The following is a 25,402-nucleotide window of genomic DNA, read 5'->3' as shown; positions in this document are numbered from 1 at the left end:
CGGAGAACAACACCACCGGACGCTCGAACTCCCCCGCCACCTCCCGCACCACATGAACCGACTCCGACTCCAACGCATCCAAATGCGACAAGGCGTACGGACTGTCATCCACGTCGGCGCGCACGCCGGTCACCAGGCTCACACCAGGCCCCTCTCGGTCAACAGCGCGAACACGGCGTCCGCGGACTCCGCCACGGTCTGGTCCTGTGACTGGATGCGCAGGTCCGGGGAGACGGGCTCCTCGTACGGGTCGTCCACTCCGGTCAGTCCGCTGATCTCGCCGGCCGCCTGCTTGGCGTACAGCCCCTTCACGTCGCGCTCGGAGCACACCTCCACCGGCGTCGCGATGTGCACCTCGACGTACGGGGTGCCCGCGGTCTCGTGGCGCTTGCGCACGGCCTCGCGGCTGTCCGCGTACGGTGCGATCACCGGGACGAGCACCTTCACGCCGTGCGAGGCGAGCAGTTCGGCCACGAAGCCGATCCGCTGGACGTTCGTGTGGCGGTCCTTGCGGTCGAAGCCGAGTCCCGCGGAGAGGAACTCGCGTATCTCGTCGCCGTCCAGCACCTCGGTGCGGTGGCCGGCCGAGCCGAGCTGCTCGGCCAGGGCGTACGCGATGGTGGTCTTGCCGGCGCTGGGCAGGCCAGTCAGCCAGATGGTGGCTCCGGTCATGGCAGTCTCCTGAGTCGTCATCAGCCGTGCAGCCCGCATTCGGTCTTGCCCCGTCCGGCCCACCGGCCGGCGCGGGCGTCCTCGCCCGCCAGGACCCTGCGGGTGCAGGGCGCACAGCCTACGGAGGCGTACCCGTCCATCAACAGGGGGTTGGTGAGGACGCCGTGCTCGGCGACGTACGCGTCCACGTCGTCCTGGGTCCACCGGGCGATCGGTGACACCTTCACCTTCTGCCGCTTCTCGTCCCAGCCGACGACCGGGGTGTTCGCCCGGGTCGGGGACTCGTCCCGGCGCAGGCCGGTGGCCCAGGCGTCGTACCCGGCCAGCCCCTGCTCCAGGGGACCGACCTTGCGCAGGGCGCAGCACAGGTCCGGGTCGCGGTCGTGCAGCCTCGGCCCGTGCTCGGCGTCCTGCTCCGCCACGGTCTGCCGCGGCGTGATGGTGATGACGTTGACGTCCATCACGGCCTCGACGGCGTCCCGCGTCCCGATCGTCTCCGGGAAGTGGTAGCCGGTGTCGAGGAAGACCACGTCCACGCCCGGCAGGGCGCGGGACGCGAGGTGGGCGACGACCGCGTCCTCCATGGAGGAGGTGACGCAGAAGCGCGCGCCGAAGGTCTCGGCGGCCCAGGTCAGGACGGCGAGTGCGGGCGCGTCCTCCAGGTCGCGGCCGGCGCGCTCGGCGAGGCCGCGGAGTCGTTCGGCAGTCTGAGTGACCGTCATATGTCGTTCTCTCCACTGTCGTTGCGCTGAAGCCCACGGGCCAGCAGCCCGAGGAACTTCAGTTGGAAGGCTCGACTGCACGCCGCGCATTCCCAGGCGCCGTGCCCTTCTTCGCTGGGGCGCAGGTCCTCGTCCCCGCAGTAGGGGCAGTAGAACGGCGCGGCCCGCTCGCTCATGCCGTCCTCCTGTTCACGGGCGTGCTGGTGGGGGTGGTGGAGATGGTGGTGGTAGTGGTGCGGTACGGGCGGGGGACGCTCACTTGAGCGCCTCCTCGGCGGCCCTGGCCGCCCAGGTGGCGAAGCGCTCGCCCTCCGTGCGCTCCTGCTGGAAGCGGCGCAGGACGCGCTCCACGTAGTCCGGGAGTTCGTCCGCGGTGACCTTCAGGCCCCGGACCTTGCGGCCGAAGCCGGGGTCCAGGCCGAGCGCGCCGCCCAGGTGCACCTGGTAGCCCTCGACCTGGTTGCCGTCGTCGTCGAGGACGAGTTGGCCCTTGAGGCCGATGTCGGCGACCTGGATGCGGGCGCAGGCGTTCGGGCAGCCGTTGAGGTTGATCGTGATCGGCTGGTCGAACTCCGGGATGCGGCGCTCCAGTTCGTCGATGAGCGAGGCACCCCTGGCCTTGGTCTCGACGATGGCGAGCTTGCAGAACTCGATGCCGGTGCAGGCCATCGTGCCGCGGCGGAACGGCGAGGGCGTCACCCGCAGGTCCAGCGCCTCCAGGCCCGCGACCAGCGATTCGACCTGGGGCTCCGCGACGTCGAGCACGATCATCTTCTGCTCGGCGGTGGTCCGCACCCGGCCGGAGCCGTGCTCCTCGGCCAGCTCGGCGATCTTGGTGAGGATCGTGCCGTCCACCCGGCCGACGCGCGGTGCGAAGCCGACGTAGAAGCGGCCGTCCTGCTGCCGGTGCACGCCGACGTGGTCGCGCCACTGCTGCTGGGGCACCTCGGGCGCCGGCCCGTCGGCGAGCTTGCGCAGCAGGTACTGGTCCTCCAGGACCTGACGGAACTTCTCCGCGCCCCAGTCGGCGACGAGGAACTTCAGCCGGGCGCGGTTGCGCAGCCGGCGGTAGCCGTAGTCGCGGAAGATGGCGATGACGCCCTCGTAGACGTCGGGCACGTCCTCCAGCGGCACCCAGGTGCCGAGCCGCACGCCGAGCTTGGGGTTGGTGGAGAGTCCGCCGCCGACCCACACGTCGAAGCCGGGGCCGAGTTCCGGGTGGCGCACGCCGACGAAGGAGACGTCGTTGATCTCGTGCGCCACGTCCAGCAGCGGGGAGCCGGAGATCGCCGACTTGAACTTGCGGGGCAGGTTGGAGAAGTCCTTGTTGCCGATCACGCGGCGCTGGATCTCCTCGATCGCCGGGGTGCCGTCGACGATCTCGTCCTCGGCGATGCCGGCGACGGGCGAGCCGAGGATCACGCGCGGGGTGTCGCCGCACGCCTCCGTCGTCGACAGGCCCACCGCTTCGAGGCGCCGCCAGATCTCGGGGACGTCCTCGATGCGGATCCAGTGGTACTGGACGTTCTGCCGGTCGGTGATGTCGGCGGTGCCGCGGGCGAACTCCTGGGAGATCTCGCCGATCACCCGCAGTTGACGGGTGGTCAGCCCGCCGCCGTCGATTCGGACGCGGAGCATGAAGTACTTGTCGTCCAGCTCCTCCGGCTCCAGGATCGCGGTCTTCCCGCCGTCGATCCCGGGCTTGCGCTGGGTGTACAGGCCCCACCAGCGCATCCGACCGCGCAGGTCGGCGCCGTCGATGGAGTCGAAACCGCGGTGGGCGTAGATCGTCTCAATACGTGTCCGTACGTTGAGACCGTCGTCGTCCTTCTTGGTCTGCTCGTTGGCGTTCAGGGGCGTCATGTGGCCCACGGCCCACTGTCCCTCGCCGCGGTGCCGGCCGGTCTTGCGGTGGGGTGCGGCGGGGGCGGGCTCTGGAGGCGTGGCGGCCATGGCGGTGTCCTTCGAGGCAGCAGGAGGGCGGCTCTGAGCAGCACACCCGCTGGAGGCGCGACGGTGCGCAGGATGCGGTGTGCGGTGCGGTGCGGAGCGGGGCGTGCGAAAGCGCTGGAAGCGGGGCGAGGCGAAAGCGAGCAGGCAGGTGCGTGCAGAGGTGAAACGCGGCAGGGCGGATCAGATCAGGCGGCGGAGATGCTCGGCTGGTGCGACCGGGTACGGCTGTGCGGCGAAGCGTCAGCCGGCGGGACAGATGGCGCTGGACATGCGGCCGTGGTCGACGTGCCGCCGACTCACCAAGGCGATTCCAGGACGAGACATGGGGGAAGCGTGGCACGGCGGTCCGAGGCGAGTCCACCATCATCCGAATGGTGGACAATGATGTCTCGCTTGATGAGATGATGAGTGGTCAGTCGGAGTGGTCCCGACCGGGCGGCAGGCGCACCCGGTCGGGTCGTCGGGGCTGTCGGGTCGGCCGTCGGTCGGCTGTCTCGCCGGCTCAGCCGTGGGCGCCCGGCCAGGGCCCCGGGGTGGGCTGCTCGGTCTCGTCCGCCTCTTCCGTCTCGAAGAGCGTGAAGCCGCGCCGGACGTAGTTGTCCATCGCGTGCGGGCCGTCCTTGGAGCAGGTGTGCAGCCACACCCGCTTGGTCGGCGCGAGCCCCGGCCAGCGGTCCGCGAGGTCCCAGGCGCGGGCGGTGGCGTACGACAGCAGGTGCCCCCCGATGCCGCGCCCGCGGAAGGCGGCGATCAGCCCGAAGTAGACGATCTCCACCGAGCCCTCGTCCTGCGCCTGGATCTCCGCGTACCCCGCGGGCGTCCCCTTCTCGTACGCCACCCAGGTCTCGGTGCCGGGCCGGGTCAGGGTCTGCTCCCACTGCGCGTACGTCATCGGGAGCCGGTCGGTCCAGGTGACGTCCCCGCCCACGGCCGTGTACAGGAACCGGCTGAACTCGGGCGACGGCACCTCGGCCCGGACGACGGTGACGTCCGCGCCGGCGGGCTTGGCGGGGCGCTGGTCGGCGGGCGAGGTCTGTTCGAGGGACCAGGTGGTGACGCGGATGCTCATGCGGCCAGGGAACCACGTGCCGCTGCCGGCCCCAAGCGCGGGGCTCCCCGGCCGCCCCGGTCACTCCTTCTCGTACACCGAGACGTGGCTGCCGCTGTCCCGGGTGAAGGGGGACCGGTCCCAGCCGGCCCAGCGGTGACGCAGCCGCAACCCGGCGAGCCGCGCCATCAGGTCCAGCTCGCTCGGCCAGACGTAGCGCAGCCGCAGCGGGCTCAGCCGGGTGCCGGCCTCGCTGAAGGCGACGCGCTGGAAGGTGATCGCCTGCTCCACCGGGTCGTGGACCAGGAACTCCATCCGCACCGAGTCCTCGGTCAGCCCGCGGGTGGCCACCCGCTGGTGCTGGTCGAACTGCGTCAGGTCGACGAGGAAGCCCTCGACCACGAAGACCCCGCCCGGCGCCAGCACCGCCGCCACGTTGCGGAAGCAGTCGAGCTGGCGCTGCTGGCTCGGCAGGTTGTAGAGGGTGTTGTAGACGAGGTACGAGAGGTGGAAGGGGCCCTCCACCGCCACGTCGGCCATGTCGCCGATCGTGACCGGGATCTCGGCGCCGCCCGGCTTGGCCCGCAGCTGCTCCACCATCGCGGACGAGCCGTCGATCCCCTCCACCCGCACCCCGCGCGCGGTGAGGGGGAGGGCGACGCGCCCCGTGCCGATGGCGAGTTCGAGGGCGCGTCCGCCCTGCGGCGCCAACTCGGCCAGCACGTCGACGGCGGCGGCGGGGTCGCGCCAGCTGTGTTCGTCGTAGTCGGATGCGTAACGGTCGAAGAAAGCGGGATCGTTGAGTCCTGTCACGGCGCAGGAGTCAACCAGCCGGCCGTTCGCGGGCGCGAACGATTATCGCGGTGATGCCCCCGCCGACGGGGCGAACGGGCCGTGGATCAACAGGAGTGGGGGTCCGCGTGCGGGCCGCGCAGCACCTCCACGTCGATGCCGTCCGCGAATCGATAGGGCCGGCTGGCGAGCACGTGGGGGAGTTGGCGGCGTAGCCGGGACATCTCCGCGCGGACGGTGACCGTGCGCGTCGGGTCGCCGAACAGGTGCTCCGCGAGCTGGGCCGCGCTGCGGCCGTCGCGGTGGACGGCGAGCGTGCACAGCAGCTCGGCATGGCGCGGGCTGAGCTCCTGCACCCAACTGCCGGCCTCCCCGGACACCGTCGCGGAGGCGTGCCGCGGCCGGCTGAGGTCGAGCGCGATCTTGGCGACCGGGCCGGGGCCGCCGGGGCCGGTGGCCCGCAGGAGCCAGCCGCCGGGGACCGGCTCGACGGTGGCCGTGCCGAGCGAGGGGATCCAGCACGGGCCGGCCGCCGGGTAGCGGGGTAGTTGCAGCCGCCCCGGCGGGGGCGGCATGCCGATCACCGCCGCGGTCCAGCCGTTCGCGTCCACCACCACGGCCCGCCCGGTCATCTTGCCCAGCAGCGGCAGCGCGACGCTCCGCAGTCGCTCCAGCGCCGTGAGGTGCCGGGTGCGCAGCTCCGCCTCGGCGAGCCGGGTGACGGCGGTGACCAGCGGCAGCGTGGTGGGGTGCACGGTGGCGAGCGGGCCGCTGACGTTGATGACCCCGAGCAGCCGGCCGTCGCGCGGATCGGTCACCGGCGCGCCCGCGCACGTCCAGGAGTGGTACGCGGCGACGAAGTGTTCCGCTGCGTGCACGTGCAGCGGCCGACGGGCCACCAGGACCGTGCCGATGCCGCTGGTCCCCGTCAGCTCCTCGCTCCAGTCGGAGCCGACGACGAAGCCGTGCGCGTCGCCCTTGCGCAACACCGCCGCCTTGCCCTCGCGCCACAGCAGCCGGGAGTCGGCGTCCGCGACGGTCACCATGTGCTGGGCCGCGTCCGCAATGGACACCAGGCCCTCGCGCAGCACCGGCAGGACCTCGCGCAACGGGGACTCGCCCCGGCGCCGTTCGACCTCCTCGCGGGGGAGCACCCCGGGCCGCCGCCCCCGGTCGGGATCGAGGCCGGCGCGCAGCAGCCGCTGCCACGACGCCTCGATGTCCGCCCTGGGCCCGACCGGCGAACGACGCCCGCCGAGCGCTGCTTCCCGCACCCCCTTCAGCAGTCTGGTGGCCTCTGCCAGGTCCATGGCGGCGAGCTTGGCCAGATCCATCGGCTTGGTGGGCACGACGCGGTGGTCCTCCTCGGCCGCGGTACGGATGGCGTACCCGTGATGCGGCGATAGCTCGCAATGGCTGCAACCCCCTGCAACCCTCGCGAATGGGCGTGCGTGTGTACGAAGGTGTACAGCGCGAGGGGTGGTGCCGTGTCGGCGCAGCACCACCCCGACCATGATCATCTTTGTGGGCGGCCCCCGCAATACCGGGTGCCAAACCCTTTTGAACACGGTGCCCGGTGATGGCCCGGACCCCCGTTCGGCGCCGCCGTCACACCACGGCCCGCGCCCGCTCCACGATCGCCTCCGTCGGCAGGCCGCCGGGCAGCGTCCCGAACGCCGCCCCCCAGTCCCCGCCCAGCCGCGACGCGCAGAACGCGTCCGCCACCTCCGACGGGGCGAACCGCACCAGCAACGACCCCTGGTGCACCAGCGCCAGCCGCTCCACCAGCCGCCGCGCCCGCCCCTCGATGCCGTCGAGGTCGGCCAACTCGGTCAACAGGTCCTTGATCGCCCCGTCCAGCCGGTGGTCCGCGCCGCGCGCCTGCCCGACCTCCTGGAGGAACGCGTCCAGCGCCCCCGGCTCCCGCTGCAGCGCCCGCAGCACGTCCAGCGCCTGGACGTTGCCCGCGCCCTCCCAGATCGAGTTCAGCGGCGCCTCGCGCAGCAGCCGCGGCATCCCGGACTCCTCCACGTAGCCGTTGCCGCCCAGGCACTCCAGCGCCTCCGCCACCATCGGCGTGCAGCGCTTGGTCACCCAGTACTTCGCCGCCGGCACCGCGAGCCGCAGCAGGGCCCGCTCCTGCTCCGTGTCCGCGTCGTACGCCGCCGCCAGCCGCAGGCCCAGCACCGTCGCCGCCTCCGACTCCAGCGCCAGGTCCGCCAGCACGTTGCGCATCAGCGGCTTGTCGATCAGCAGCCCGCCGAAGGCGCTGCGGTACGCCGAGTGGTGCACCGCCTGCGCCACGGCCTGACGCATCTGCGCGGCCGAACCCACCACGCAGTCCAGCCGGGTGGCCGCGACCATCTCGATGATGGTCCGCACGCCCCGGCCCTCCTCGCCGACCCGCCGCGCCCAGGTGCCGTCGAACTCCACCTCGCTCGACGCGTTCGAGCGGTTGCCCAGCTTGTCCTTGAGCCGCTGGATGCGGAAGACGTTGCGCGTGCCGTCCGCGAGCACCCGCGGCACCAGGAAGCAGGTGAGTCCTCCCCCGTAGCCTTCGGCACGGGAGGTGCCCCCAGGGGCCTGCGCCAGCACCAGGAAGCCGTCCGACATCGGGGCCGAACAGAACCACTTGTGCCCGGTCAGGACGTACTCCCCGGCCCCGCCCGCCAGCGGCACCGCCGACGTGGTGTTCGCCCGCACGTCGCTGCCGCCCTGCTTCTCCGTCATCCCCATGCCGAAGAGCGCACCCGGCTTGTGACCGGCCGGCAGCAGCTCCTTTACGTACACGTGCGAGGTCAGCCGGGGCTCCCACTCGGCCGCCAACTCCGGGTCGGTGCGCAGCGCCGGCACCGCCGCGTGCGTCATCGACAGTGGACAGCCGTGCCCGGCCTCCGTCTGCGTCCACACCAGGAACCCGGCGGCGCGCCGCACGTGCCCCGCCGGCCGCCCCCAGGCGTCGGTGAGCCCCGCCCCGACGGCGTGCCCCAGCAGCCGGTGCCAGGACGGATGGAACTCGACCTCGTCGATCCGATTGCCGTACCGGTCGTGGGTGCGCAGCTTCGGGGGGTGCTCGTTGGCCAGCGCCCCCCACTCCTGGGCCTGGGCCGACCCCGCGGTACGACCCAGCTCGCCCAGTTCCTCGCGGACGGCCCCGATCAGCTCCGGCGCCACATGGCGCTCGACGGCTTCGGAGAGCGCGCGGTCGGACGCGTAGACGTCGTACCCCACCAGGGGCGGAGCCTGGTTGGTCACTGTGTGGGTGCTAGTCGCCATGCCGATACGGTAAGGAGGTGCAGGCAGCAAAAGAAACACCCGAACGGTCATCGGGCCGGCTCCACAGGGCCCGCGTCCTCTACCGGAACGTCTCCAAGCGGAGGATGGCCTGGCTGCTGCTGAAGGACACCGTCAACTCCTGCATCGAGTACCGCATCCTCGGGCTGGCGGCGGAGGCGGCGTTCTTCACCCTGCTGTCGCTGCCGCCGCTGATGATGGGTCTGCTCGGGCTCCTCGGCTACATCGACTCCTGGACCGACACCACCACCGTCGCCTCCATCGAGCAGAACATCCTCAGCGCGGTCGGTACCGTGCTGTCCGACCGGGGCGTCAACGAGATCGCCCGGCCCCTGCTGTCCGACGTCACCCACGGTGGCCGGCCCGACCTGATCTCCATCGGCTTCGCGATCGCCCTGTGGTCCGGCTCCCGGGCCGTGAACGTCTTCATCGACACCATCACCGTCATGTACGGGCTCGACGGCCACCGCGGCATCGTCGCCACCCGGCTGCTGGCGTTCCTGCTCTACCTCGTCGCCCTGCTCATCGGCGCGGTCGTGCTGCCGCTCGCGGTCGTCGGCCCCGACCGGGTGGTGGAGCTGGTGCCCTGGGGCAACACCGTCGTCACCGTCCTGTACTGGCCGGTGGTGATCCTGCTCTCCGTCGCCTTCCTGACGACGCTGTACCACGTCTCCGTGCCGGTCCGCTCGCCCTGGATCGAGGACGTGCCCGGCGCGCTGGTCGCCCTCGGCATGTGGGTCCTCGGCAGCTTCCTGCTCCGCATCTACCTCACCAGCACCGTCGAGGGCCCCACGATCTACGGCTCACTCGCCGCGCCCATCGCGGTGCTCCTGTGGATCGGCATCTCCGCCTTCGCCGTGCTCGTCGGCGCCGCCGTGAACGCGGCGATCGACCGCGTCTGGCCGTCCGTGGCCACCGCCGCCGCCCGCGCCGCCAACGAGCGGCTGCGCGAGGCCCAGGCGGTGGAGGTGCTGGCGCGGGCCCAGGCCGCCCGGCTGTACGAGGCGGAGGCCGACGACGACGGGGACGGCGGCCCCGGCGACATGCCGTCGGAGTTCCCCGAGCGCTGGTCCCGCTTCCTGCCCCCGGACGACGTGAAGTCCCGCATCCTGCACCCGGCCAAGACGGACCGTCCCGAGTCCCAGCAGAAGCCCGGACCCCCGCCCGAGGTCAACGGGCGCAGCCGCCCCAAGGACGGCCCCTGAGGACCGTTCCGTAACCTCGCAACGGTGTACGAGGAACGTGTCAGCGCGGTGGACGGCGCGGTGCTCTGGACGCGGGAGCAGCGCGCCGCGGACCCGGTGCGGGCGGTGCTGCCCGACGGCTGCATGGACCTGCTGTGGACCCCCGGACGTCTCTACGTGGCCGGCCCCGACACCCGGGCGTACGTACCGGGGGAGAGCGGGCCGCGCCGGTACGCCGGCGTGCGCTTCGCACCCGGCACCGCGCCCGCCGTCCTGAAGGTGCCCGCGCACGAACTCCTGGACCGCCGGGTGGACCTGGCCGACCTGTGGGGCGCACGCGCCGCGCGCCGGCTGACGGAGCGGATCGACGCCGCACCCGACCCGGTCGCCGCCCTGGAGGAGATCGCGGTCGCCCGTGCGGCCGACGCGCCCTTCGACCCGCTGCTGCGCGAGGTCGCCCGGCTCCTGGACGGCGGGGCGACGGTCGCCGCCGCGGCCGGCGCGGTGGGCCTCGGGGCCCGGCAGTTGCACCGCCGCGCCCTGGTGGGCTTCGGCTACGGCCCCAAGACCCTGGCCCGGGTGCTACGGCTCCAGCGGGCGCTCGACCTCGTCTGGCGCGGCGCCCCGTACGCCGGGGCCGCGCTCGCCGCGGGCTACGCCGACCAGGCGCACCTCGCGCGGGAGGTGCGCGACCTGGCCGGCATGACCCTCGGCGACTACTGCGCGTCGGCGAAGAGCGAGACGCCCGCGCCGTCGGGGTCGAGCACGACCGCGTAGCGCTGCCCCCACACCGCGTCCCACGGCGCCAGATGGCTGCGGTGGCCGGCGGCGACGAGGTCCGCGTGGAGCGCGTCGACGTCCTCGGGCCGGTCGCAGCGGAAGGCGAGGCCGAGTCGGTCGCCGCCCTGCGGGCGGGTCCACGTCGGGTCGTAGGTGCGCACCACGTCCTCGGTGTCCCACAGGACGCGCAGCCCGCCCGGGAGGACGGCCTCCACGTGCGGGGCGGCGTCCGCGTCGGCGGGCAGGTCGAGCCCGAGGCGGCGGTAGAAGGAGAGGGAGGCGGCCATGTCGGCGGCCACGATGCTGATCGCGTCGAGTCGTACGGTCATGAGCCCACCGTAGGAGCCGGCCGCGCGGCCGGTCTTGAACGAATCGGACACCCGGGGGTCGACGGGGCGGCGCCGGACCTGCGGCCGGCCGATCCGAACGGGTGATCTCCCGGCGCCACGGGCGTGGCCAGCCGCCCCGGGCGCGCAGCGGGCCACTCAATGAGGATCCAAGGGGGGCCACGACATCGACCCATCCCACGGAAACTCACGCACCGAGGACTCCACCGATGACCGAACTCCCCTCCGGGGCCCCCGCGCCCGGCGCACGCCGGGCCGTGGCGCGCCCCCGCAGCATCCGCCGTACCCGCACGGCCCTGGTCGCGCTGTGCGCGCTCGCCCTCGTCCCCGCGGCCGTCGCCATCGGCTCGCCCGCGGCGACCGCCGCCGCCCCGCGGCCCCAGGCGACCGGGCCCGCCGAGCCGGCGCCGGCCACGCCGCACCCGGGCACGCCCGGTCAGGGCGCCCCCCAGCCCGACATCACCCACCAGATCGACCCCAAGCCGACGCCCGCGCGGCCCCGGGCGGTGGTGACCGTCGGCGACGGCTTCCTGGCGGGGGAGGGCGCCCGGTGGGCGGGCAACGCCCAGGGGCTGAAGAACAACGGCGGCGTGCCCCAGGAGCTCCGGGACGCCACCGACCGCACCCGGTCCGCGGGCGTCGCCCTGGAGAAGATCTACAGCGCCGACTGCCGTCGCTCGGACGCCGTGGTGCTGGCCGCGAACGACGCCGGCCGACACCACAACATCGCCTGCTCGGGGGCGGCGACCGAGCAGCTGTCGCGACCGGTGGAGAACCAGCAGGCCCAACTGGAGCAGCTGCGGAAGCTGGCCACCGAGAACGACGTCACCGCCGTGATCGTCTCGGTCGGCGGGACGGACGTCCGCCTGACGGACACCATGGCGGTGTGCGCCGACGCCTGGAAGGACAACCGCTACTGCTCCACCGACCCCGCGATCACCGGCCCCGCCGGCGAACGCACCGCGGCGGTGGGGGAGAAGGTCGCCGAGGCCGTGCAGGCGGTGCGCGCCGCCGTCGAGGGCACCGGGTCGGCGCCGCGCGTGATCCTCCAGTCCTACCCGCTGCCGCTGGCGTCCGGCGAGGCCGCCGCCACCGACGGGCACGACGAGAACAGCTGGGACCGCTGGAGCGCGTACGGCTGCCCCTTCTACAACCGCGACCTCCAATGGCTCGCCAAGGACATCGGGCGGGCCCTCAACGCCGAGATCAAGAAGGCCGCGAAGGCCGCGGGCGCCGACTTCGTGGAGCTGGGCCGGCTGCTGGAGGGCCACCAGGTGTGCGCCAGCCAGCCGCTCCAGACGACGTTCACGGCCGACGGCACCGTGGATGCGCCGTCCGCGGCGCAGGCGCAGTGGGCCCGCTACGTACCCCGGGCGCGGGTGCAGCTGCCCGCCGACGAGGCGCGGGAGGTCCTGCACCCCAACTACTACGGGCAGCAGGCGCTCAGCCACTGCCTGACCGAGGTCGTCGGCAAGCTCACCGCCACGCCCGACCAGCCCGCGACGCGTGCGCGCTGCGTGGGCGCGGCCGACCGCTCGCCGCAGCAGATCACCGTTTCGTACGGCGGCTGAGCGGGCTCGTACTGTGCGCCCCCACCGGGCTTCGACGGCATCCGGTGGGGGCGCACGGCGGTGGGCCCACGGCGGTGGGCGGTGGATCAGCCGACCGGTGCGGAGGTCCGCTCCGCGGAGGTGCGGCGGCCGGCTCGACCGGGCGTGAGCAGCCGCTCGGCCAACTCGCCGAAGACCAGCCCGAAGACGGTCCACAAGGTGGCGTGGATCGCCAGCGTCGCGAGTCGGAACTCCCAGACCACGGAGGCCGGGAAGCCCTCTGGCACCTCGTCGAAGGACGGCAGGAAGGCGAACGCCAGGCCGACCGCGACGACGAAGCCGGCCGCGACCGCGACGGTCGCGTGCCAATTGCCCAGCCGGGGCGCCAGCCGCCGGCCGACGAGCACCGCGGCCACCGTGAGCAGCACGCTCAACACGATCATCAGGAAGTAGAGCGTGGTGCGCTCCCCGATGGTGTCCGGGTCGCCGACGGCCGGCGGGTTCGGCGGGTACTTCAGATACGGCACGACGTACGCGGCGAGCAGGGCGCCGGCCGAGACCAGCGCGGCGGTGGCGCGCGGCCCGAACCGGCCGATGCGGCCGAGGGCCACGCAGTACGCGAGGCCCGCGATGCCGCCGACGGCGAGCCCGAAGACCAGGACGCCGGTGGCGAGCCCGGCGGTGGACTGCACGGTGCGGCTGACGAGTTCCTCGCCGCCTTCGTGGTGGCCCTCGCTGTGCGCCTCCTCGAAGGCGATGGCTGCGTCGACCGGCCCTTCGCCGAGGAAGTACGCCACGGCCAGCGCGAACACGCCGGCGACCAGGCCTGCGAGCATGCCCCGTACGAGCAGGGCTCTGACGGATGTCGAGTTCACGGGGGCGGTCAGTGGCAGGGGAAGCCGAGCAGGTGACGGCCGTCGTGCACCCATTCGTGCACGGTCTCACCGGATATGACGGCGACGGCGCCCTGCTCGGCGCCGACGAAGTACAGCAGGACCAGCATCAGCACGCCGAAGAAGGCGGCCCACGGGGCGACGGCCTTCAGCGAGATGGGCGTGACGGCGACGGGCGGCGCGGTGGTGGGCGCGGCGGCAGGGGTGATGGAGTGGGCCATGGCAGAACCTCCAGTGGGAGCGACGCGTCCCGTTCGTGGTGCCTGAGAGTGCCGTGGCGAAGGGGTGGGGTCTGACTTCCCGTTCCCTGGGGGGCGCTGGCCCCCTGCGGGTGCGGGTACACAGTGGCGCGACCGTGCCGGAATCTCACCGGGCTTCCGTCACTCCTTCGTCATGTACACGTGACCGTATCGCGTACGGGTCGCTGCCGCCACGGCCTGAGGCAACGCCCGTACCCCCCTTGGGTCAAGACTGCGCCAAGCCCCGACCTGCGCCGTCGCCCTGCGAGCGCGTCGGCCGCGTGCGGCCTGGTGGCCGGTTGCTCGTGCAGTTCCGCCCCCTACGCCCAGGGGCGTCCAGCGCCCCTGAACCCTTCGTTCGCCCGCGGCCCGGTGGTGGGCTTGTCGCGCAGTTCCCCGCGCCCCTGAAACCCTCGTTCGTCGGCCGGCCGGTGGTCGGTTGCTCGCGCAGTTCCCCGCGCCCCTGAAACCCTCGTTTGTCCGCGGGCCGGTGGGTGGTTGCTCGCGCAGTTCCCCGCGCCCCTAAAAGCCCCTGCCCGACCCGCAGACAAGTGACGGGGGTGGCGAAACAGGGGCGCGGGGAACTGCGCGACAAGCCCACCACCGGGCCGCAGGTGTAAGACGGCACTCGGCGTTACGGCGCGTGGTTGAGGAAGGAGGGCTAGCCTGGCGCGGGCGCGCCGAAGGGGGTAGGGGATGGCCGTGCGGGTTGCTCTGCTGGCCGCGGGGAGCACCGCCGTGGGGCGCGACCCGCAGTTCGACCGCGGCGCACCCCTCGGCGAAACCGCACGCGCCTCCGTACGCGCCGCCGCCAGCCGCGTGCCCCGCACCCCGACCACCCTCACCGCCCCCTCGCCCCGCTGCCGCGACACCGCCGCGGAACTCGGCCGGACGGCCCTCGTCGAAGGCGCCATCGACGACTGGGACATGGGGCGCTGGCGCGGGCGCGCCCTCGCGGAGGTCGCCGCCGGGGAGCCCGACGCCGTCGCCGCCTGGCTCGGCGACCCCGCCGCCGTACCGCACGGCGGCGAGTCGCTGCTCGCGCTGTGCGAGCGGGTCGGCGGCTGGCTGGACCGGCTCGCCGACCCGGCGCCCGCGGGGCGCGTGCTCGCGATCGTCGAGCCGGCCGTCGTGCGCGCCGCGGTCGTGCACGCCCTGCACCTGCCGCCGCCGGCGTTCTGGCGGCTGGACGTACGGCCGTTGGCGCTCACCGAGCTCTCCGGGCGCGCGGGCCGCTGGAACCTGCGCCTGGGCGCGTGATCTCGCCCACACCCGCGGCGCGGGCGGGCGCGCGGCGGCCCCGCACCCCGGTGGCGAACGCCGCCGCGGAGCGCGGGAGTCCCGATCCGCGGCGCCGTGCGCGCGGTGGTGCGCGGACGTCCCCACCCGCCGCTCCGCCGTGCGCGGCGCGGCGTAACGTCAGCGGGTACCCGTACAGCTGCGAGGAGAGCCGACGTTTGACCGAGGAGGAGTTCGAGGACTTCTACGCACGCTCCGTCCACCGGCTCACCGGGCAGCTGTACGTCATGACCGGTGACTTCCACGAGGCGCAGGACGTGGTCCAGGAGGCGTTCGTACGGGCGTGGGGGCACCGGGCCCGGTTGGCGCAGGACCTCGGGCCCGAAGCGTGGGTGCGCACGGTGGCGTGGCGGCTCGCCGTGAGCCGTTGGCGGCGGGTGCTGCGGGGGCAGCGGGCCTGGCGGCACCGGGCGGACTCGACGGTCAGCGCGGGACCCGACCCGGCCGCGGTCGACCTGGAGCGGGCACTGCGGGACCTGCCCGCCCGGCAGCGGCTGTGCGCCGCGCTGTACTACGTGTGCGACCTGCCCGTGGAGCGGATCGCCGCCGAGACCCGGCTGTCCGCGGGGACCGTCAAGACCCATCTGTCCAGGGCGCGCGGCAAGCTCGCCGCCCACCTCGTCGACCACGCCGACCACGTACCGACCGGGGAGAGCCGCGATGCCTGACCACGACGAGTTGGTGGCGGACCGGCTCCGCACCGCGGCGGAGTCCGCCGCGCGACGGGCCAGACCCGCGGACGCCCGCACCATCGAGGCCCGGGGCCGGCGCCGGCGTCGCCGCAGGGCGACCGCGATGACGGGCGCGGGCCTGCTGTGCGCCGCGGTGTCGGTGGTGGCGTTCGCGATGACGGGCAGCGGCGGCGAACCGGCGCGGCCCGCCGAGCCGTCCGTCCACGTGCCGACCGTCGGCGTGCCGTCGGCCGACGTGAGCCCGCCCGTGCCGACGGCCACCTTCCCCGCGCCCCCGCCGACCCCGTCGCCGACCACCCCCGACCTGCCGCGCAGGGACACGCCTTCGGGCGGCTGAGCCCGCGACCGGCGCGATGTGATGTGCATCACGCGATGTCAACCAGAGTGCCGTCGAGGAACGTAAGGACGGCGAAGTCCGACCTGCGAGGAGCACGATGGCCGATCCGATCCTGACCGACGCCCCGACGACCGCCGCCGGTGCCTCCCTGGTGCCGACGCAGCCCGGGCCCGCGCCGTCGAAGTCGCCCCGGTCCCCGTCGACGGGCGACGGGGACGCAGACGGGGACGGGGACGCGGAAGGGCCCACGGCGTCGGCCTCCGCGGCGCGCCCCGACGCCCGCGGGCACGTCGTACGGACCGTCCTCGGCACGTACGTGTTCAGCACCCTCGTCCACCTCTCGGTGCTGGCCGTGATGATCCCGCCCGGCGGCCCCGGCATACGCGACCGGCTGCTGGCCTGGGACGCGCTGCTGTACCTGGACATAGCCACCGACGGGTACCCCGAGGGGTTCACCCGTACCGAGACGGGCGAGATAGGCGGCAACAACCTCGCGTTCTTCCCGCTCTTCCCCCTGCTCACCGGGGGACTGCACCGCATCACCGGGCTCGACGCCGGCGCGGCGGCCCTGGTGGTGGCGCACCTGTCGCTGCTGGGCGCGATGTTCGCCGTCCATGCCCTGCTGACCCGGCTGTACGACGGCCGCACCGCGACGGTCGGGATCGTGCTGCTCGCCGGCGCCCAGCCGATGGCCCTCACCTTCCTGATGGGCTACAGCGAGGCCCTGTTCGTCGCCCTGGCCGCCGCCGCACTGCTCGCCGCGCACCGCGGCGCCTGGCTGACCGCGGGCTGCGCCGGCCTGTTGGCTGGGCTGACCCGACCCGCGGCCTTCGCACTCGCCGTCGCGCTCGCGCTGGCCGCCCTGCTCGCCCTGCGCCGCGCCGGGCGCCTGGAGTGGCGCCCCCTCGCGGCGGTGGCGCTGGCCTGCGTCGGAACCCCCGCGTACCTGCTGTGGGTGGGCTGGCGCGCCGGCCAGTGGAACGCCTGGTTCCTGATCCAGGAGGCCGGTTGGGGGACCGCCTGGGACAACGGCGCGGGCTTCTTCGGCTTCCTCAAGGACACCTTCGAGCGCGGCGACGGCTGGGTGCCGGTGAGCACCGCCGTGCTCCTGGTGGGCGCGGTCGTCGCGACCGTGGTGGCCTGGCGCCGGGACGCCTGGCCGCCGCTGCTCGTCTACGGCACGACGGTGGTGGTGCTGACCTTGGCGCAGAGCAACTACTACCACTCCAAGCTGCGGCTGCTGGTGCCCGCGCTGGTGTTCCTGCTGCCCTTCGCCCGCGCGCTGGGCCGGGCCCGGCCGCGTACGGCCGCGGTCGTCCTCGTCGGGGCGACGCTGTTCGGCAGTTGGTACGGCGCGTACATGGTCACGGTCTGGCGCTACGCCATCTGAACCCGGCCCGGTGCGGGCGGATCAGCTCTCCATCGGGGTCACGGTCAGGTCGTCGCCGAGGGCCGCCGCGATGCGGGCGGCCCGCCCGTGGTCGCCCAGGCGCCGAGTCAGGTAGGCCACCGCGTGGCCCTGCCCCGGTGACCACCAGCCCGCCGAACCGCCGATGCCGCCCTTGGCGATCTTGTGCCGGTCCCTGAGCAGCCCCAGCGTCCAGGTCAGTTCGGTGTCGAAGAGGTCGTCGTGCCCGGTGACCTGGGGGGTGACGTACGCCTCGTGCAGCTCGCGGCCCAACAGCCGCCCGAGCGGTCCGTCCGCGTCGGTGAGGAGGGAGAAGAACCGGGCCACGGACGAGGCGCTGGCGTGCAGGTTCACCGCGCCGAACACCGAACGCCGCCAGGCGGCCGAGTTCGTGACGGCGGGGTCGAGCGGGCCGGCGGGGACCTGGAGCCAGGGGGCCGCGGGCAGTTCGGCGCGCCACGCGGGATGCGCGTGCTCCAGGTCGGCCACGCGCCCCAGGGCGTCGTCCGGCACCCCGAACCAGGCGTCGAGCCCAAGGGCCGGCCGCACCTCCTCGTTGAACACCTCGCCCAGCGTGGTCCCGGCCCCGGCGCGCAGGGCCCCGTCGATCAGATGGCCGTAGGTGAGGGCGTGCTCGCCGACGCGGGTGCCGGGCGCGTACTCCGGGGGCGCGGCGGCCAGGCTCGCCCGCAGCGCGGCGTCGTCCAGCGGGTCCACGCCCGCCGCCGATGCGGGGAAGCGGGGTTGGCCCGCCCGGTGGGTGAGCACCTGCCGCAGCGTGGTCCGCTCCTTGCCGTTGCCGCCGTACTCGCGCCAGACGTCGGCGAGCGGGCGGTCCAGCTCCAGCGATCCGGCGCGCACGGCCACCAGCGCCGCGAGCGCGGCGAAGGGCTTGGACACCGAGTACGGCTGGACGAGGGTGTCGGGGCGCCAGGGGCGGGTGCGTCCCGCGTCGGCCCAGCCGGCGCCGAGCCGCACCACCTCCTCTCCGCCGCGCCAGACCGAGAGGCCGGCGCCGGTCTCCGCGCCCTCGTCCACCAGCTCCTGGAAGACCCGGCGCGCTCCGTCGTATCCGTCCGTGGGCAATCCCCCGACTTCGACTGTCACTGCGCCCGCCTCCCGTGTGATCGATGAACGTCGATCAATATACCCCGTGGGGGTATATTTCGCGGGTGATGGCAGGTCAGCCCGTGCCGTACGTCTTGCCGAAGCGGGCGGACGGGGACCGTGCACCCGTCCGCCCGCACCGCGGGAGCCGCGCCGCAGCCTCACTCACGAGGCGCTCGGCGGTGGCCGGTACCGGAAGGTCAGCAGACGACCATCACGGAGAACGCACGGTTGTCGTCGACGCTCCCCGCCGATGGCGTCGCCGTACGGACGAAGATCTCGTTCGGGCCGCCCCGGTTGACGAAGACCGACGACGTGCCCGGGCCGGGGTCGGCGTCCTGGTCGCCGTTGAGCGTGCCGATCAGTCCGCAGTTGCCGAGCCCGAGGGTGGTGATCAGGCTGTATCGGCCCGTGCCGAATCTGGTGACGCTGCTGATGTTCTGGCCGCCGAGCAGCACTCCGTTTCTGCTGACCTTCGCCCAGATGTTGACGCTCGCCGCGCGCGACTCCGACGCGGTCTTCTGTAGGGGCTTGGTGGACTCCGCCGACGCGGACGAGACGGCGAAGGTGCCGCCGCCGACGAGCGCGAAGGCTGCCGTGGCCACGATCATTTTCCTGAACCGGTTCAAGGCCGTTCCTCTCTTCCGTTGCTGCTGTCTCTCTGTCGTCCTCTGCTGTCGCTTCCACCACCCCGTGAAGACCCCTCGGCGCAGCACAAAGCCGAGGGGAAGGGGGTGGGTGGGGTGCGGGACGACCCGGTGAGGGGTCCCGTAGGAAGAGAGATTCCTCGCGTTCCGGAGGCTGGGGAAGAGGCTGAACCCCCCGCCACTCAAAGGGGTGATGAAGCAGGTCGGGGGCGTGTTCGGGGGGCGGTCGCCAGCGCTTCTGGTCGGGGGGCGGCGCCGTCAGAACTGCGACAGCGGCTGCTCCGTCCAGATCACCTTGCCGTCCGTGGTGTAGCGGGTGCCCCAGCGGTCCGCGAACTGCGCCACCAGGAACAGCCCACGGCCGCCCTCGTCCGTGTTCGCCGCCTGGCGCAGGTGCGGAGAGGTGCTGCTGTGGTCGGACACCTCGCAGATCAGGGCCCGGTCCCGGATGAGTCGCACCCGGATCGGGCCCACCGCGTAGCGGATGGCGTTGGTGACGAGTTCGCTGAGGATCAACTCCGTCGTGAACGCCTCCTCCTCCAGCCCCCAGTCGGTGAGCGTACGGGCCACCCGGGCCCGTACGTCGCTCACCGCCGACGGGTCCGACGGCACGGCCCACTCGGCGACCTGGGATGCGGTCAGCAGCCGGGTCCGGCCGACCAGCAGCGCGATGTCGTCGCGCGGGCTCTCCGGCACCAGGGCCGAGAGCACGGCGTCGCAGGTCTCCTCGGGCGAACGGTCGCCGTGGCCGGAGAGGACGTCGCGCAGCACGGCGAGCCGCTCGTCGATGTCGTGGTCGCGGTCCTCGACGAGACCGTCCGTGTACAGCACCAGCATGCTGCCCTCCGGCAGGGTCATCTCCAGCGTCTCGAAGGGGAGCCCGCCCAGGCCCAGCGGCGGCCCGCCGGGCACGGCGGCGAACGCGGCCGTGCCGTCCGGGCGGACCACCAACGGCAGCACGTGCCCCGCCCGGGCCATCGTGCAGACGCCGGTGGCCGGGTCGTAGATCGCGATCAGACACGTCGCGCCGGTGACCCCCGCCTCCGGCTGGTCCACCAGGCTGGGCTCCTCGCCCGCGCCACCCGCCGACCCCGCCGAGCCCGTTGGTCCCGCCGATCCCGGGTCGGCGGCCGTCTCCTCCTGGTCCATCCGGGCCACCAACTCGTCCAGGTGCCACAGCAACTCGTCCGGCGGCAGGTCGAGGGTGGAGAAGTTGTGCACCGCCGTGCGCAGCCGGCCCATCGTGGCGGCGGCGTGCAGCCCGTGCCCCACCACGTCCCCGACCACCAGCGCCACCCGGGACCCCGGCAGCGGGATGATGTCGTACCAGTCGCCGCCGACCCCGCCCAGGCCAGCCTTCGCCGGGCGGTAGCGGTACGCGGCTTCCAAAGCGTTCTGCTCGGGCAGTCCGCGCGGCAGCAGACTGCGCTGGAGCGTGACCGCCATCGTGTGCTCCCGGGAGTAGCGGCGGGCGTTGTCCACGCTCACCGCGGCCCGCGCCACCAACTCCTCCGCCAGGGAGAGGTCGTCCTCGTCGAAGGGCTGGGGCCGCTGCGCACGCCAGAACATCGCCACCCCGAGGATCGCCCCGCGGGCCCGCAGCGGCACCGCGACCATCGAGTGGAAGCCGGCGGCGACGAGCCGACGGGCCCGGGACTGGGACTGCTGCTGCCACCCCCCGTACGCGGCGAGGTCCGCCTCCAGGACGCCCTCGCCGTTGCTGATGCCCGCCCCCAGCGCCGTCGACGGCAGGAAGCGGATCGTGGTGCCCAGCGTGAACAGGGCCGTGTCGTCGCGCGGCCCGCTGAAGGCCGTGCGCCGCATGTCCGCGACCGCCCCCGTCGGCGTCGGCTCCTCACCCCGCAGCACCGCCTCGGCCAGGTCGACGGTCGCGTAGTCGGCGAACCGGGCCGCGGCGAAGGCTGTCAGCTCTTCGCAGGTGCGCACCACGTCCAGCGTGGTGCCGATCTCCTCGCCGGCGTCGTACAGCAGCCGCAGCCGCTCGCGGGCCACGTCCACCCGGCCGCTGAGCGCCTCCAACTCCGTGGAGTCCCGGATGGTGGCCACCGTGCCGGGCGGGCCGCCGGCCTGGTCCGTGGCGCGCTGGTTCACCGCGAGCAGCCGCTGGCCGACCCGGTACACCTCGTCGTTGGCGATCCGGCCGGACGACAGCAGCCGTGCCGTGTGCGGGTCCAGGTCCAACTCGTCGACCGTGCGCCCCTCCACCTCGGCGGGCAGCCCCAGCAGCCGACGGGCCTCGTCGTTGACGAGCAGGATGCGCCGGTCCTCGTCGAGGATGAGCACGCCCTCACGCACGGCGTGCAACACCGCGTCGTGGTGTTCGTACATCCGGGTCATCTCCTCCGGACCGAGCCCGTGGGTCTGGCGTCTGAGCCGCCCGGTGACCAGGGCCGTGCCGACCGTGGCGAGCAGCAGCACGCACGCCGCCACCCCGAGCAGCAGCGGGAACTGCTCCTCGACGACCCCGCTCACGCGCTGTAGCCGCACTCCGGCCGCCACCAGTCCGATGACGGTGCCGTCGGAGGCGTGGACCGGCACGGTGGCCCGTACGTAGGGGCCGGGCGGCCCGCCGATGTGCTCGACGGTCGTGCCCCCCTTCAACACCGGTTCGATCGGGCCCGTGAACTTCTTCCCGATGAGGTCCGGATACGGGTTGGTGTACCGGATGCCCTCGGTGTTCATGACCGTGATGAAGTCGACGCCGGCCAACTTCCGGGCGGCCTCGGTGCGCGGCTGGAGGACGGCGGTGGGGTCGGGGCCCTTGAGGGCCGCCTCCACGCCGGGCGAGTTGGCGAAGGTCTCCGCGACGGCGAGGGCCCGGCGCTGCGCCTCGCGGTCGCCGTCCGACTGCGCGTTGAAGACGAGCGCGGTGATGCCCGCGGCGACGAGCAGCACCACGATCACGACCTGGAGGAGGAAGACCTGGCCCGCGACGGTGCGCACCGTGAGCATCCCCATCAGCGCACGCAGCCGTGGGCGACCGGATCGTACGGTCATGTCCTCTTTCTACACCTCCCTCAGGGGGCGGGCCATCCGCGCTCGGCGGGGCCGGACGGTGCACGCACGGGCGGCTCCGGGCCGCGGGAGGCGGGGCCGAACGACGGCGTCCGGGCCGGGGGACCCGCGGGAACGGCGTCCGGGCCGGGGACCCGCGGCGCCCGGGCGGGCCGCGCGCGTCGGCGCCCACTCAGACGCGGGAGTCGCGGGAGTCGCTGGGGTCGTTCACCTCCCCGGCGAGCATCCTGACCTCCTGGTCCGGGGTGCGCGTCGCCAGGCTGAACACCGCCGTCAGGGCCTCGGCCACGGCCGCCTCCGGAGCCGGTACGGGACCGGCCGCCCGCCAGGCGACGAAGCCGTCCGGCCGGACGAGCAGCGCCCCGCCGGGCTCCACGCCGTGCACCGCGGCCCAGTCCACCTCGTCCTCCGGCACCAGGTCCGCACCCGGGCCCCGGCCGAAGGCCAGCACCTCCAGCGGCACCGACAGCCGGGCCGCGTCGTGGCGGGCCGCCTCGCACCACACGGACCCCTCCCCGCACAGCAGCACCGGCACCCGCTCGTACAGGTCGAGCGTGGAGATCCGGGTGCCCGCGCGGGTCACCCACAGGTGGGGCGCCCGGGTGCCCGGCTCGGCCGTGATCCGCATCCGGTCCGGGACGACGGGCATCCGGGCGTCCGCGCCGAGCACCGCGCCCTGCGGATAGCAGTAGCCCATGGCGACCGTGAGGACGTCCCCCTGACGGGTGCTCGCGGACGCGGCGGGCGCGTAGCCGGGGTGGCTGTGCTCCGCGGAGCGGGCCGAGGCGCGGGCGCTGGTGGCCCGGGCGACCGGCAGGCGCTCGGCGCCGTACGTCTCCAACAGGCCCGGCCCCGCCCAGCCCCGTAGCACCGCCGCCAGCTTCCACGCCAGGTTGTGCGCGTCCTGGATGCCGGTGTTGGAGCCGAAGGCACCCGTCGGCGACATCTCGTGCGCGGAGTCGCCGGCGAGGAAGACCCGACCGGACGAATAGCGGTCGGCGACGCGTTCGGCCGCGTGCCAGGGCGCCTTCCCGGTGATCTGCACGTCGAGGTCGGGCACTCCGACGGCGGCCCGGATGTGGTCGCTGCACCGCTCGTCGGTGAAGGCGGACAGCGGCTCGCCCTCTTCGGGGTGCCAGGGTGCGTGGAAGACCCACAGCTCTTGGTTGTTGACCGGCAGCAGGGCGCCGTCCGCGCCCGGGCTGGTGAGGTAGCAGACGATGAAGCGCCGGTCGCCGACGACCTCGGCGAGGCCGTGCGAGGTGAAGGTCATGCTCACGTTGTGGAACAGCTCGCCGTTCCCGCTCTGTCCGATGCCGAGCCGCGAGCGCACCGGGCTGCGCGGCCCGTCCGCCGCGACCAGGTAGTCCGCCCGTACCCGGAAGAGCGCGCCGGTCTCCCGGTTCTCCACGACGCCCGTCACGCCCTGCTCGTCCTGCTCGAAGGAGTGCAGTTCGTGGGAGAAGCGCAGATCGGCGCCGTACTCGCGGGACCGCGCGTCCAACACCGGCTCGATGTCGTTCTGGCTGCACAGGCACCAGCCGCTGGGGCTGATCCTGCTGTGGCCGCCGCCCGGGTCGATCTCCCTGAACAGCCACTCCTCGCCGGCCCCCGTCAGGGAACGCGCCTGGAGGATCCCGTGGTTGTCGGCGAGCACCGCCGACGCCGTACGGATCTCCCGCTCCACGTCGGCGACCCGGAACAGCTCCATCGTGCGCAGGTTCATCCCCCGTCCGCGCGGATGCGTGGAGGTGCCCGAGTGCTTCTCGACCAACAGGTGCGGGATGCCGTGTCGACTCAGGAAAAGGGACGTGGCCAGGCCCACCAGGGACCCGCCCACGACCAGCACCGGCACCCGGTGCGCGGGCGCTTCGGGGGTCGGTTCGGCGGCTGCGGTCGTCGACTGCTTCGTGGGTCCGTCCATGGCGTTCGTGGGCTCTTCCATGGCTTCTGTGTGCCCGGTGCAGGAACGGTTCCCCCGCCCATTCACCCGCATGGTGCCCATCTCTCGCGCCGCCCGGGCCGGCGGATCACGATCGGATCACGGGAGCGCTCCGGCACGCCGGGGCGAACGCGCACAGCCGTGGAGCACCGCCCCGCCGCCGGCGCGCGGACCACCCCGACACCAACGAGGGACACGAACAGGCAAGCGACGGACGGACGACGGACGAGCGGGTCGGCCCGCAGCCCGACGGGCGTGGTCGCGAAGGAGCGTGAACACCGATGACCACCTTGTCGGAACGCATATCGCAGTCCGTCTTCGACGGCTCCCGGCTGCGGGTGATCCTGCTGCTGGACCTGCACGAAGGCGCCCAGAAGGAATTCCTTGAGGCGTACGAGCACATGCGCAACAGCGTCGCCTCGGTCCCCGGCCACATCAGCGACCAGCTCTGCCAGTCCATCGAGAACCCCTCGCAGTGGCTGATCACCAGCGAGTGGGAGAGCGCACCGCCCTTCCTCGCCTGGGTCAACAGCGAGGAGCACGTGCAGACCGTCCAACCGCTGCACGGCTGCGTGCGGGACACCCGGTCGCTGAAGTTCAACGTGCTGCGGGAGACCGGGCAGGCATTCAGCGTCGCCCCCGAACAGCAGCGCAGGCCGGCGGCCGACGCCCGCGCCTCGGTGCGCGTCGGCGACGGCGTCGTGCGCCACGCCCTCACCTTCACGGTCCGGCCGGGCAGCGAAGAGACCGTCGCCAAGATCCTCGCCGGCTACAGCTCACCGGCTGCCCGCGTCGACGACCACACCCGGCTGCAGCGCACCTCGCTCTTCATGCACGGCAACCGCGTCGTGCGGGCGATCGAGGTCCAGGGCGACCTGATGGCCGCACTGCGGCACGTCGCCAAGCAGCCCGAGGTGCGGGCCGTGGAGGAGGCCATCAACCCCTATCTGGAGCAGGACCGGGACCTGGACGACCCCAACTCCGCCCGGATCTTCTTCACCCGCGCCGCGCTGCCCGCGGTGCACCACGTCTCCGGCGAGGGCCGCCGGCCGCGCGAGGTCAACCGGCACGCCCTGTTCTACGAGGCCAAGGAGGGGTGCGGCCTGGCCGTCGCCCGACTCCTGTCCGAACAGGACGAGGAGGCCGCCGCGCACCCCGAGTACCCGATCGTCAGCAGCACCGTCTTCCACCGGGAGGACATCGTCGTCCGACTCGTCGACGTCAGCGGCCCGATCGAGGACCACGCGGTGGCCGCGCTCGGCGTCCAGGGCCCGCGCAAGGCCGCCGCACTCGCCCGACTGCTGGTCGACGGCGACCGACTGCCGCAGTCCCTGGACGTCCAACCGGGCGACGCGACGGTGGCCCGCTACGTCAGCCGCGCAGACATGCAGCTCATCACGGACCGGTTGGCACCGGACGAGAACTGACCCGCGCTCGAAGACGGAGCCCGATCACGGAGC

23 protein-coding genes and 1 pseudogene are annotated in these 25,402 nt (G+C 73.4%); 8 read left to right on the top strand and 16 right to left on the bottom strand.

Annotated features, from left to right (window positions below):
* The 9 genes and pseudogenes from ABZ842_RS09395 to ABZ842_RS09355 all read right to left on the bottom strand — a co-directional run.
* Nucleotides 1–136, bottom strand: a pseudogene (locus ABZ842_RS09395) (sulfate adenylyltransferase small subunit); the annotation flags it as partial.
* Between the two features lie 2 nt (nucleotides 137–138).
* A complete protein-coding gene (gene cysC / locus ABZ842_RS09390; RefSeq protein WP_361534325.1) occupies nucleotides 139–672 on the bottom strand; it encodes an adenylyl-sulfate kinase in 534 nt (177 codons plus the stop codon).
* 20 nt (nucleotides 673–692) lie between these two features.
* Nucleotides 693–1,394 carry a phosphoadenylyl-sulfate reductase gene (locus tag ABZ842_RS09385; RefSeq protein WP_361534322.1) on the bottom strand — a complete coding sequence of 234 codons (702 nt, stop codon included), beginning with the start codon at nucleotides 1,392–1,394 and terminating at the stop codon, nucleotides 693–695.
* Complete coding sequence (locus ABZ842_RS09380) at nucleotides 1,391–1,570, bottom strand: hypothetical protein (RefSeq protein ID WP_361534319.1); 180 nt, start codon at nucleotides 1,568–1,570, stop codon at nucleotides 1,391–1,393. Before ABZ842_RS09380 ends, ABZ842_RS09385 begins: the two co-directional genes overlap by 4 nt.
* A 79-nt stretch (nucleotides 1,571–1,649) precedes the next feature.
* Nucleotides 1,650–3,347, bottom strand: a complete 1,698-nt coding sequence (locus ABZ842_RS09375; RefSeq protein WP_361534316.1) for a nitrite/sulfite reductase — start codon at nucleotides 3,345–3,347, stop codon at nucleotides 1,650–1,652.
* 502 nt (nucleotides 3,348–3,849) lie between these two features.
* The gene (locus ABZ842_RS09370; RefSeq protein ID WP_361534313.1) at nucleotides 3,850–4,416 is read right to left on the bottom strand and encodes a GNAT family N-acetyltransferase; all 567 of its coding nucleotides are present in this window, start codon (nucleotides 4,414–4,416) and stop codon (nucleotides 3,850–3,852) included.
* A gap of 60 nt (nucleotides 4,417–4,476) precedes the next feature.
* Entirely contained in the window at nucleotides 4,477–5,208 is a 732-nt protein-coding gene (locus ABZ842_RS09365; RefSeq protein ID WP_361534310.1) for a class I SAM-dependent methyltransferase, read from the bottom strand.
* 86 nt (nucleotides 5,209–5,294) lie between these two features.
* A complete protein-coding gene (locus ABZ842_RS09360; protein WP_361534307.1) occupies nucleotides 5,295–6,536 on the bottom strand; it encodes a GAF domain-containing protein in 1,242 nt (413 codons plus the stop codon).
* A gap of 259 nt (nucleotides 6,537–6,795) precedes the next feature.
* A complete protein-coding gene (locus ABZ842_RS09355) occupies nucleotides 6,796–8,463 on the bottom strand; it encodes an acyl-CoA dehydrogenase family protein (protein WP_361534304.1) in 1,668 nt (555 codons plus the stop codon).
* 17 nt (nucleotides 8,464–8,480) lie between these two features.
* On the opposite strand from ABZ842_RS09355, the gene ABZ842_RS09350 reads away from it, so the two are divergent.
* Together ABZ842_RS09350 and ABZ842_RS09345 are read left to right on the top strand one after the other, a co-directional pair.
* Entirely contained in the window at nucleotides 8,481–9,686 is a 1,206-nt protein-coding gene (locus ABZ842_RS09350) for a YihY/virulence factor BrkB family protein (protein ID WP_361534301.1), read from the top strand.
* A 24-nt stretch (nucleotides 9,687–9,710) separates the two neighbouring features.
* The gene (locus tag ABZ842_RS09345) at nucleotides 9,711–10,442 is read left to right on the top strand and encodes a DUF6597 domain-containing transcriptional factor (RefSeq protein ID WP_361534298.1); all 732 of its coding nucleotides are present in this window, start codon (nucleotides 9,711–9,713) and stop codon (nucleotides 10,440–10,442) included.
* Here ABZ842_RS09345 and ABZ842_RS09340 read toward each other — a convergent pair.
* The gene (locus ABZ842_RS09340; protein ID WP_361534295.1) at nucleotides 10,382–10,774 is read right to left on the bottom strand and encodes a VOC family protein; all 393 of its coding nucleotides are present in this window, start codon (nucleotides 10,772–10,774) and stop codon (nucleotides 10,382–10,384) included. The genes ABZ842_RS09345 and ABZ842_RS09340 overlap by 61 nt on opposite strands.
* A gap of 227 nt (nucleotides 10,775–11,001) precedes the next feature.
* Between ABZ842_RS09340 and ABZ842_RS09335 the strand changes: the two genes are divergently transcribed.
* The gene (locus ABZ842_RS09335; RefSeq protein ID WP_361534292.1) at nucleotides 11,002–12,363 is read left to right on the top strand and encodes a GDSL-type esterase/lipase family protein; all 1,362 of its coding nucleotides are present in this window, start codon (nucleotides 11,002–11,004) and stop codon (nucleotides 12,361–12,363) included.
* A gap of 86 nt (nucleotides 12,364–12,449) precedes the next feature.
* Here ABZ842_RS09335 and ABZ842_RS09330 read toward each other — a convergent pair whose 3' ends face one another.
* Both ABZ842_RS09330 and ABZ842_RS09325 read right to left on the bottom strand, forming a co-directional pair.
* Nucleotides 12,450–13,217, bottom strand: a complete 768-nt coding sequence (locus ABZ842_RS09330) for a CbtA family protein (RefSeq protein WP_361534289.1) — start codon at nucleotides 13,215–13,217, stop codon at nucleotides 12,450–12,452.
* An 8-nt stretch (nucleotides 13,218–13,225) separates the two neighbouring features.
* Nucleotides 13,226–13,456 carry a CbtB-domain containing protein gene (locus ABZ842_RS09325; protein ID WP_361534286.1) on the bottom strand — a complete coding sequence of 77 codons (231 nt, stop codon included), beginning with the start codon at nucleotides 13,454–13,456 and terminating at the stop codon, nucleotides 13,226–13,228.
* 714 nt (nucleotides 13,457–14,170) lie between these two features.
* Here ABZ842_RS09325 and ABZ842_RS09320 point away from each other — a divergent pair.
* From ABZ842_RS09320 to ABZ842_RS09305, 4 genes are all read left to right on the top strand, one after another.
* The gene (locus ABZ842_RS09320; RefSeq protein ID WP_361534283.1) at nucleotides 14,171–14,734 is read left to right on the top strand and encodes a histidine phosphatase family protein; all 564 of its coding nucleotides are present in this window, start codon (nucleotides 14,171–14,173) and stop codon (nucleotides 14,732–14,734) included.
* Nucleotides 14,735–14,931: 197 nt separating this feature from the next.
* Nucleotides 14,932–15,441 (top strand): SigE family RNA polymerase sigma factor, encoded by a 510-nt coding sequence (locus ABZ842_RS09315; RefSeq protein ID WP_361534280.1) that lies wholly within the window; start codon nucleotides 14,932–14,934, stop codon nucleotides 15,439–15,441.
* Nucleotides 15,434–15,802: a hypothetical protein gene (locus ABZ842_RS09310; RefSeq protein ID WP_361534277.1), complete on the top strand. Its 369-nt coding sequence runs from the start codon at nucleotides 15,434–15,436 to the stop codon at nucleotides 15,800–15,802. Before ABZ842_RS09315 ends, ABZ842_RS09310 begins: the two co-directional genes overlap by 8 nt.
* A gap of 97 nt (nucleotides 15,803–15,899) precedes the next feature.
* Nucleotides 15,900–17,192, top strand: a complete 1,293-nt coding sequence (locus tag ABZ842_RS09305; RefSeq protein WP_361534274.1) for a hypothetical protein — start codon at nucleotides 15,900–15,902, stop codon at nucleotides 17,190–17,192.
* 21 nt (nucleotides 17,193–17,213) lie between these two features.
* Here the strand turns inward: ABZ842_RS09305 and ABZ842_RS09300 are convergent, their stop codons facing one another.
* The 4 genes from ABZ842_RS09300 to ABZ842_RS09285 form a co-directional block, all read right to left on the bottom strand.
* Nucleotides 17,214–18,317 carry a serine hydrolase domain-containing protein gene (locus ABZ842_RS09300; RefSeq protein ID WP_361534271.1) on the bottom strand — a complete coding sequence of 368 codons (1,104 nt, stop codon included), beginning with the start codon at nucleotides 18,315–18,317 and terminating at the stop codon, nucleotides 17,214–17,216.
* Nucleotides 18,318–18,517: 200 nt separating this feature from the next.
* Nucleotides 18,518–18,922, bottom strand: coding sequence for a hypothetical protein (locus tag ABZ842_RS09295; RefSeq protein WP_361534268.1), 405 nt, complete (start codon nucleotides 18,920–18,922; stop codon nucleotides 18,518–18,520).
* A 300-nt stretch (nucleotides 18,923–19,222) separates the two neighbouring features.
* On the bottom strand, nucleotides 19,223–21,982 hold the full coding sequence (locus tag ABZ842_RS09290) for a SpoIIE family protein phosphatase (protein WP_361534265.1): 2,760 nt from the start codon (nucleotides 21,980–21,982) through the stop codon (nucleotides 19,223–19,225).
* Between the two features lie 190 nt (nucleotides 21,983–22,172).
* Nucleotides 22,173–23,945 carry an FAD-dependent monooxygenase gene (locus tag ABZ842_RS09285; protein ID WP_361534262.1) on the bottom strand — a complete coding sequence of 591 codons (1,773 nt, stop codon included), beginning with the start codon at nucleotides 23,943–23,945 and terminating at the stop codon, nucleotides 22,173–22,175.
* A gap of 278 nt (nucleotides 23,946–24,223) precedes the next feature.
* Between ABZ842_RS09285 and ABZ842_RS09280 the strand changes: the two genes are divergently transcribed.
* Nucleotides 24,224–25,369, top strand: a complete 1,146-nt coding sequence (locus ABZ842_RS09280) for a SchA/CurD-like domain-containing protein (protein WP_361534259.1) — start codon at nucleotides 24,224–24,226, stop codon at nucleotides 25,367–25,369.
* The last annotated feature ends 33 nt before the right edge of the window (nucleotides 25,370–25,402 follow it).

It is taken from the genome of Streptomyces sp. NPDC047315 (assembly GCF_040643215.1).
Classification (GTDB): Bacteria; Actinomycetota; Actinomycetes; order Streptomycetales; family Streptomycetaceae; genus Streptomyces.
Note: the sequence above shows the minus strand (reverse complement) of the source record. Positions and strands in the feature narration are given on the sequence as shown.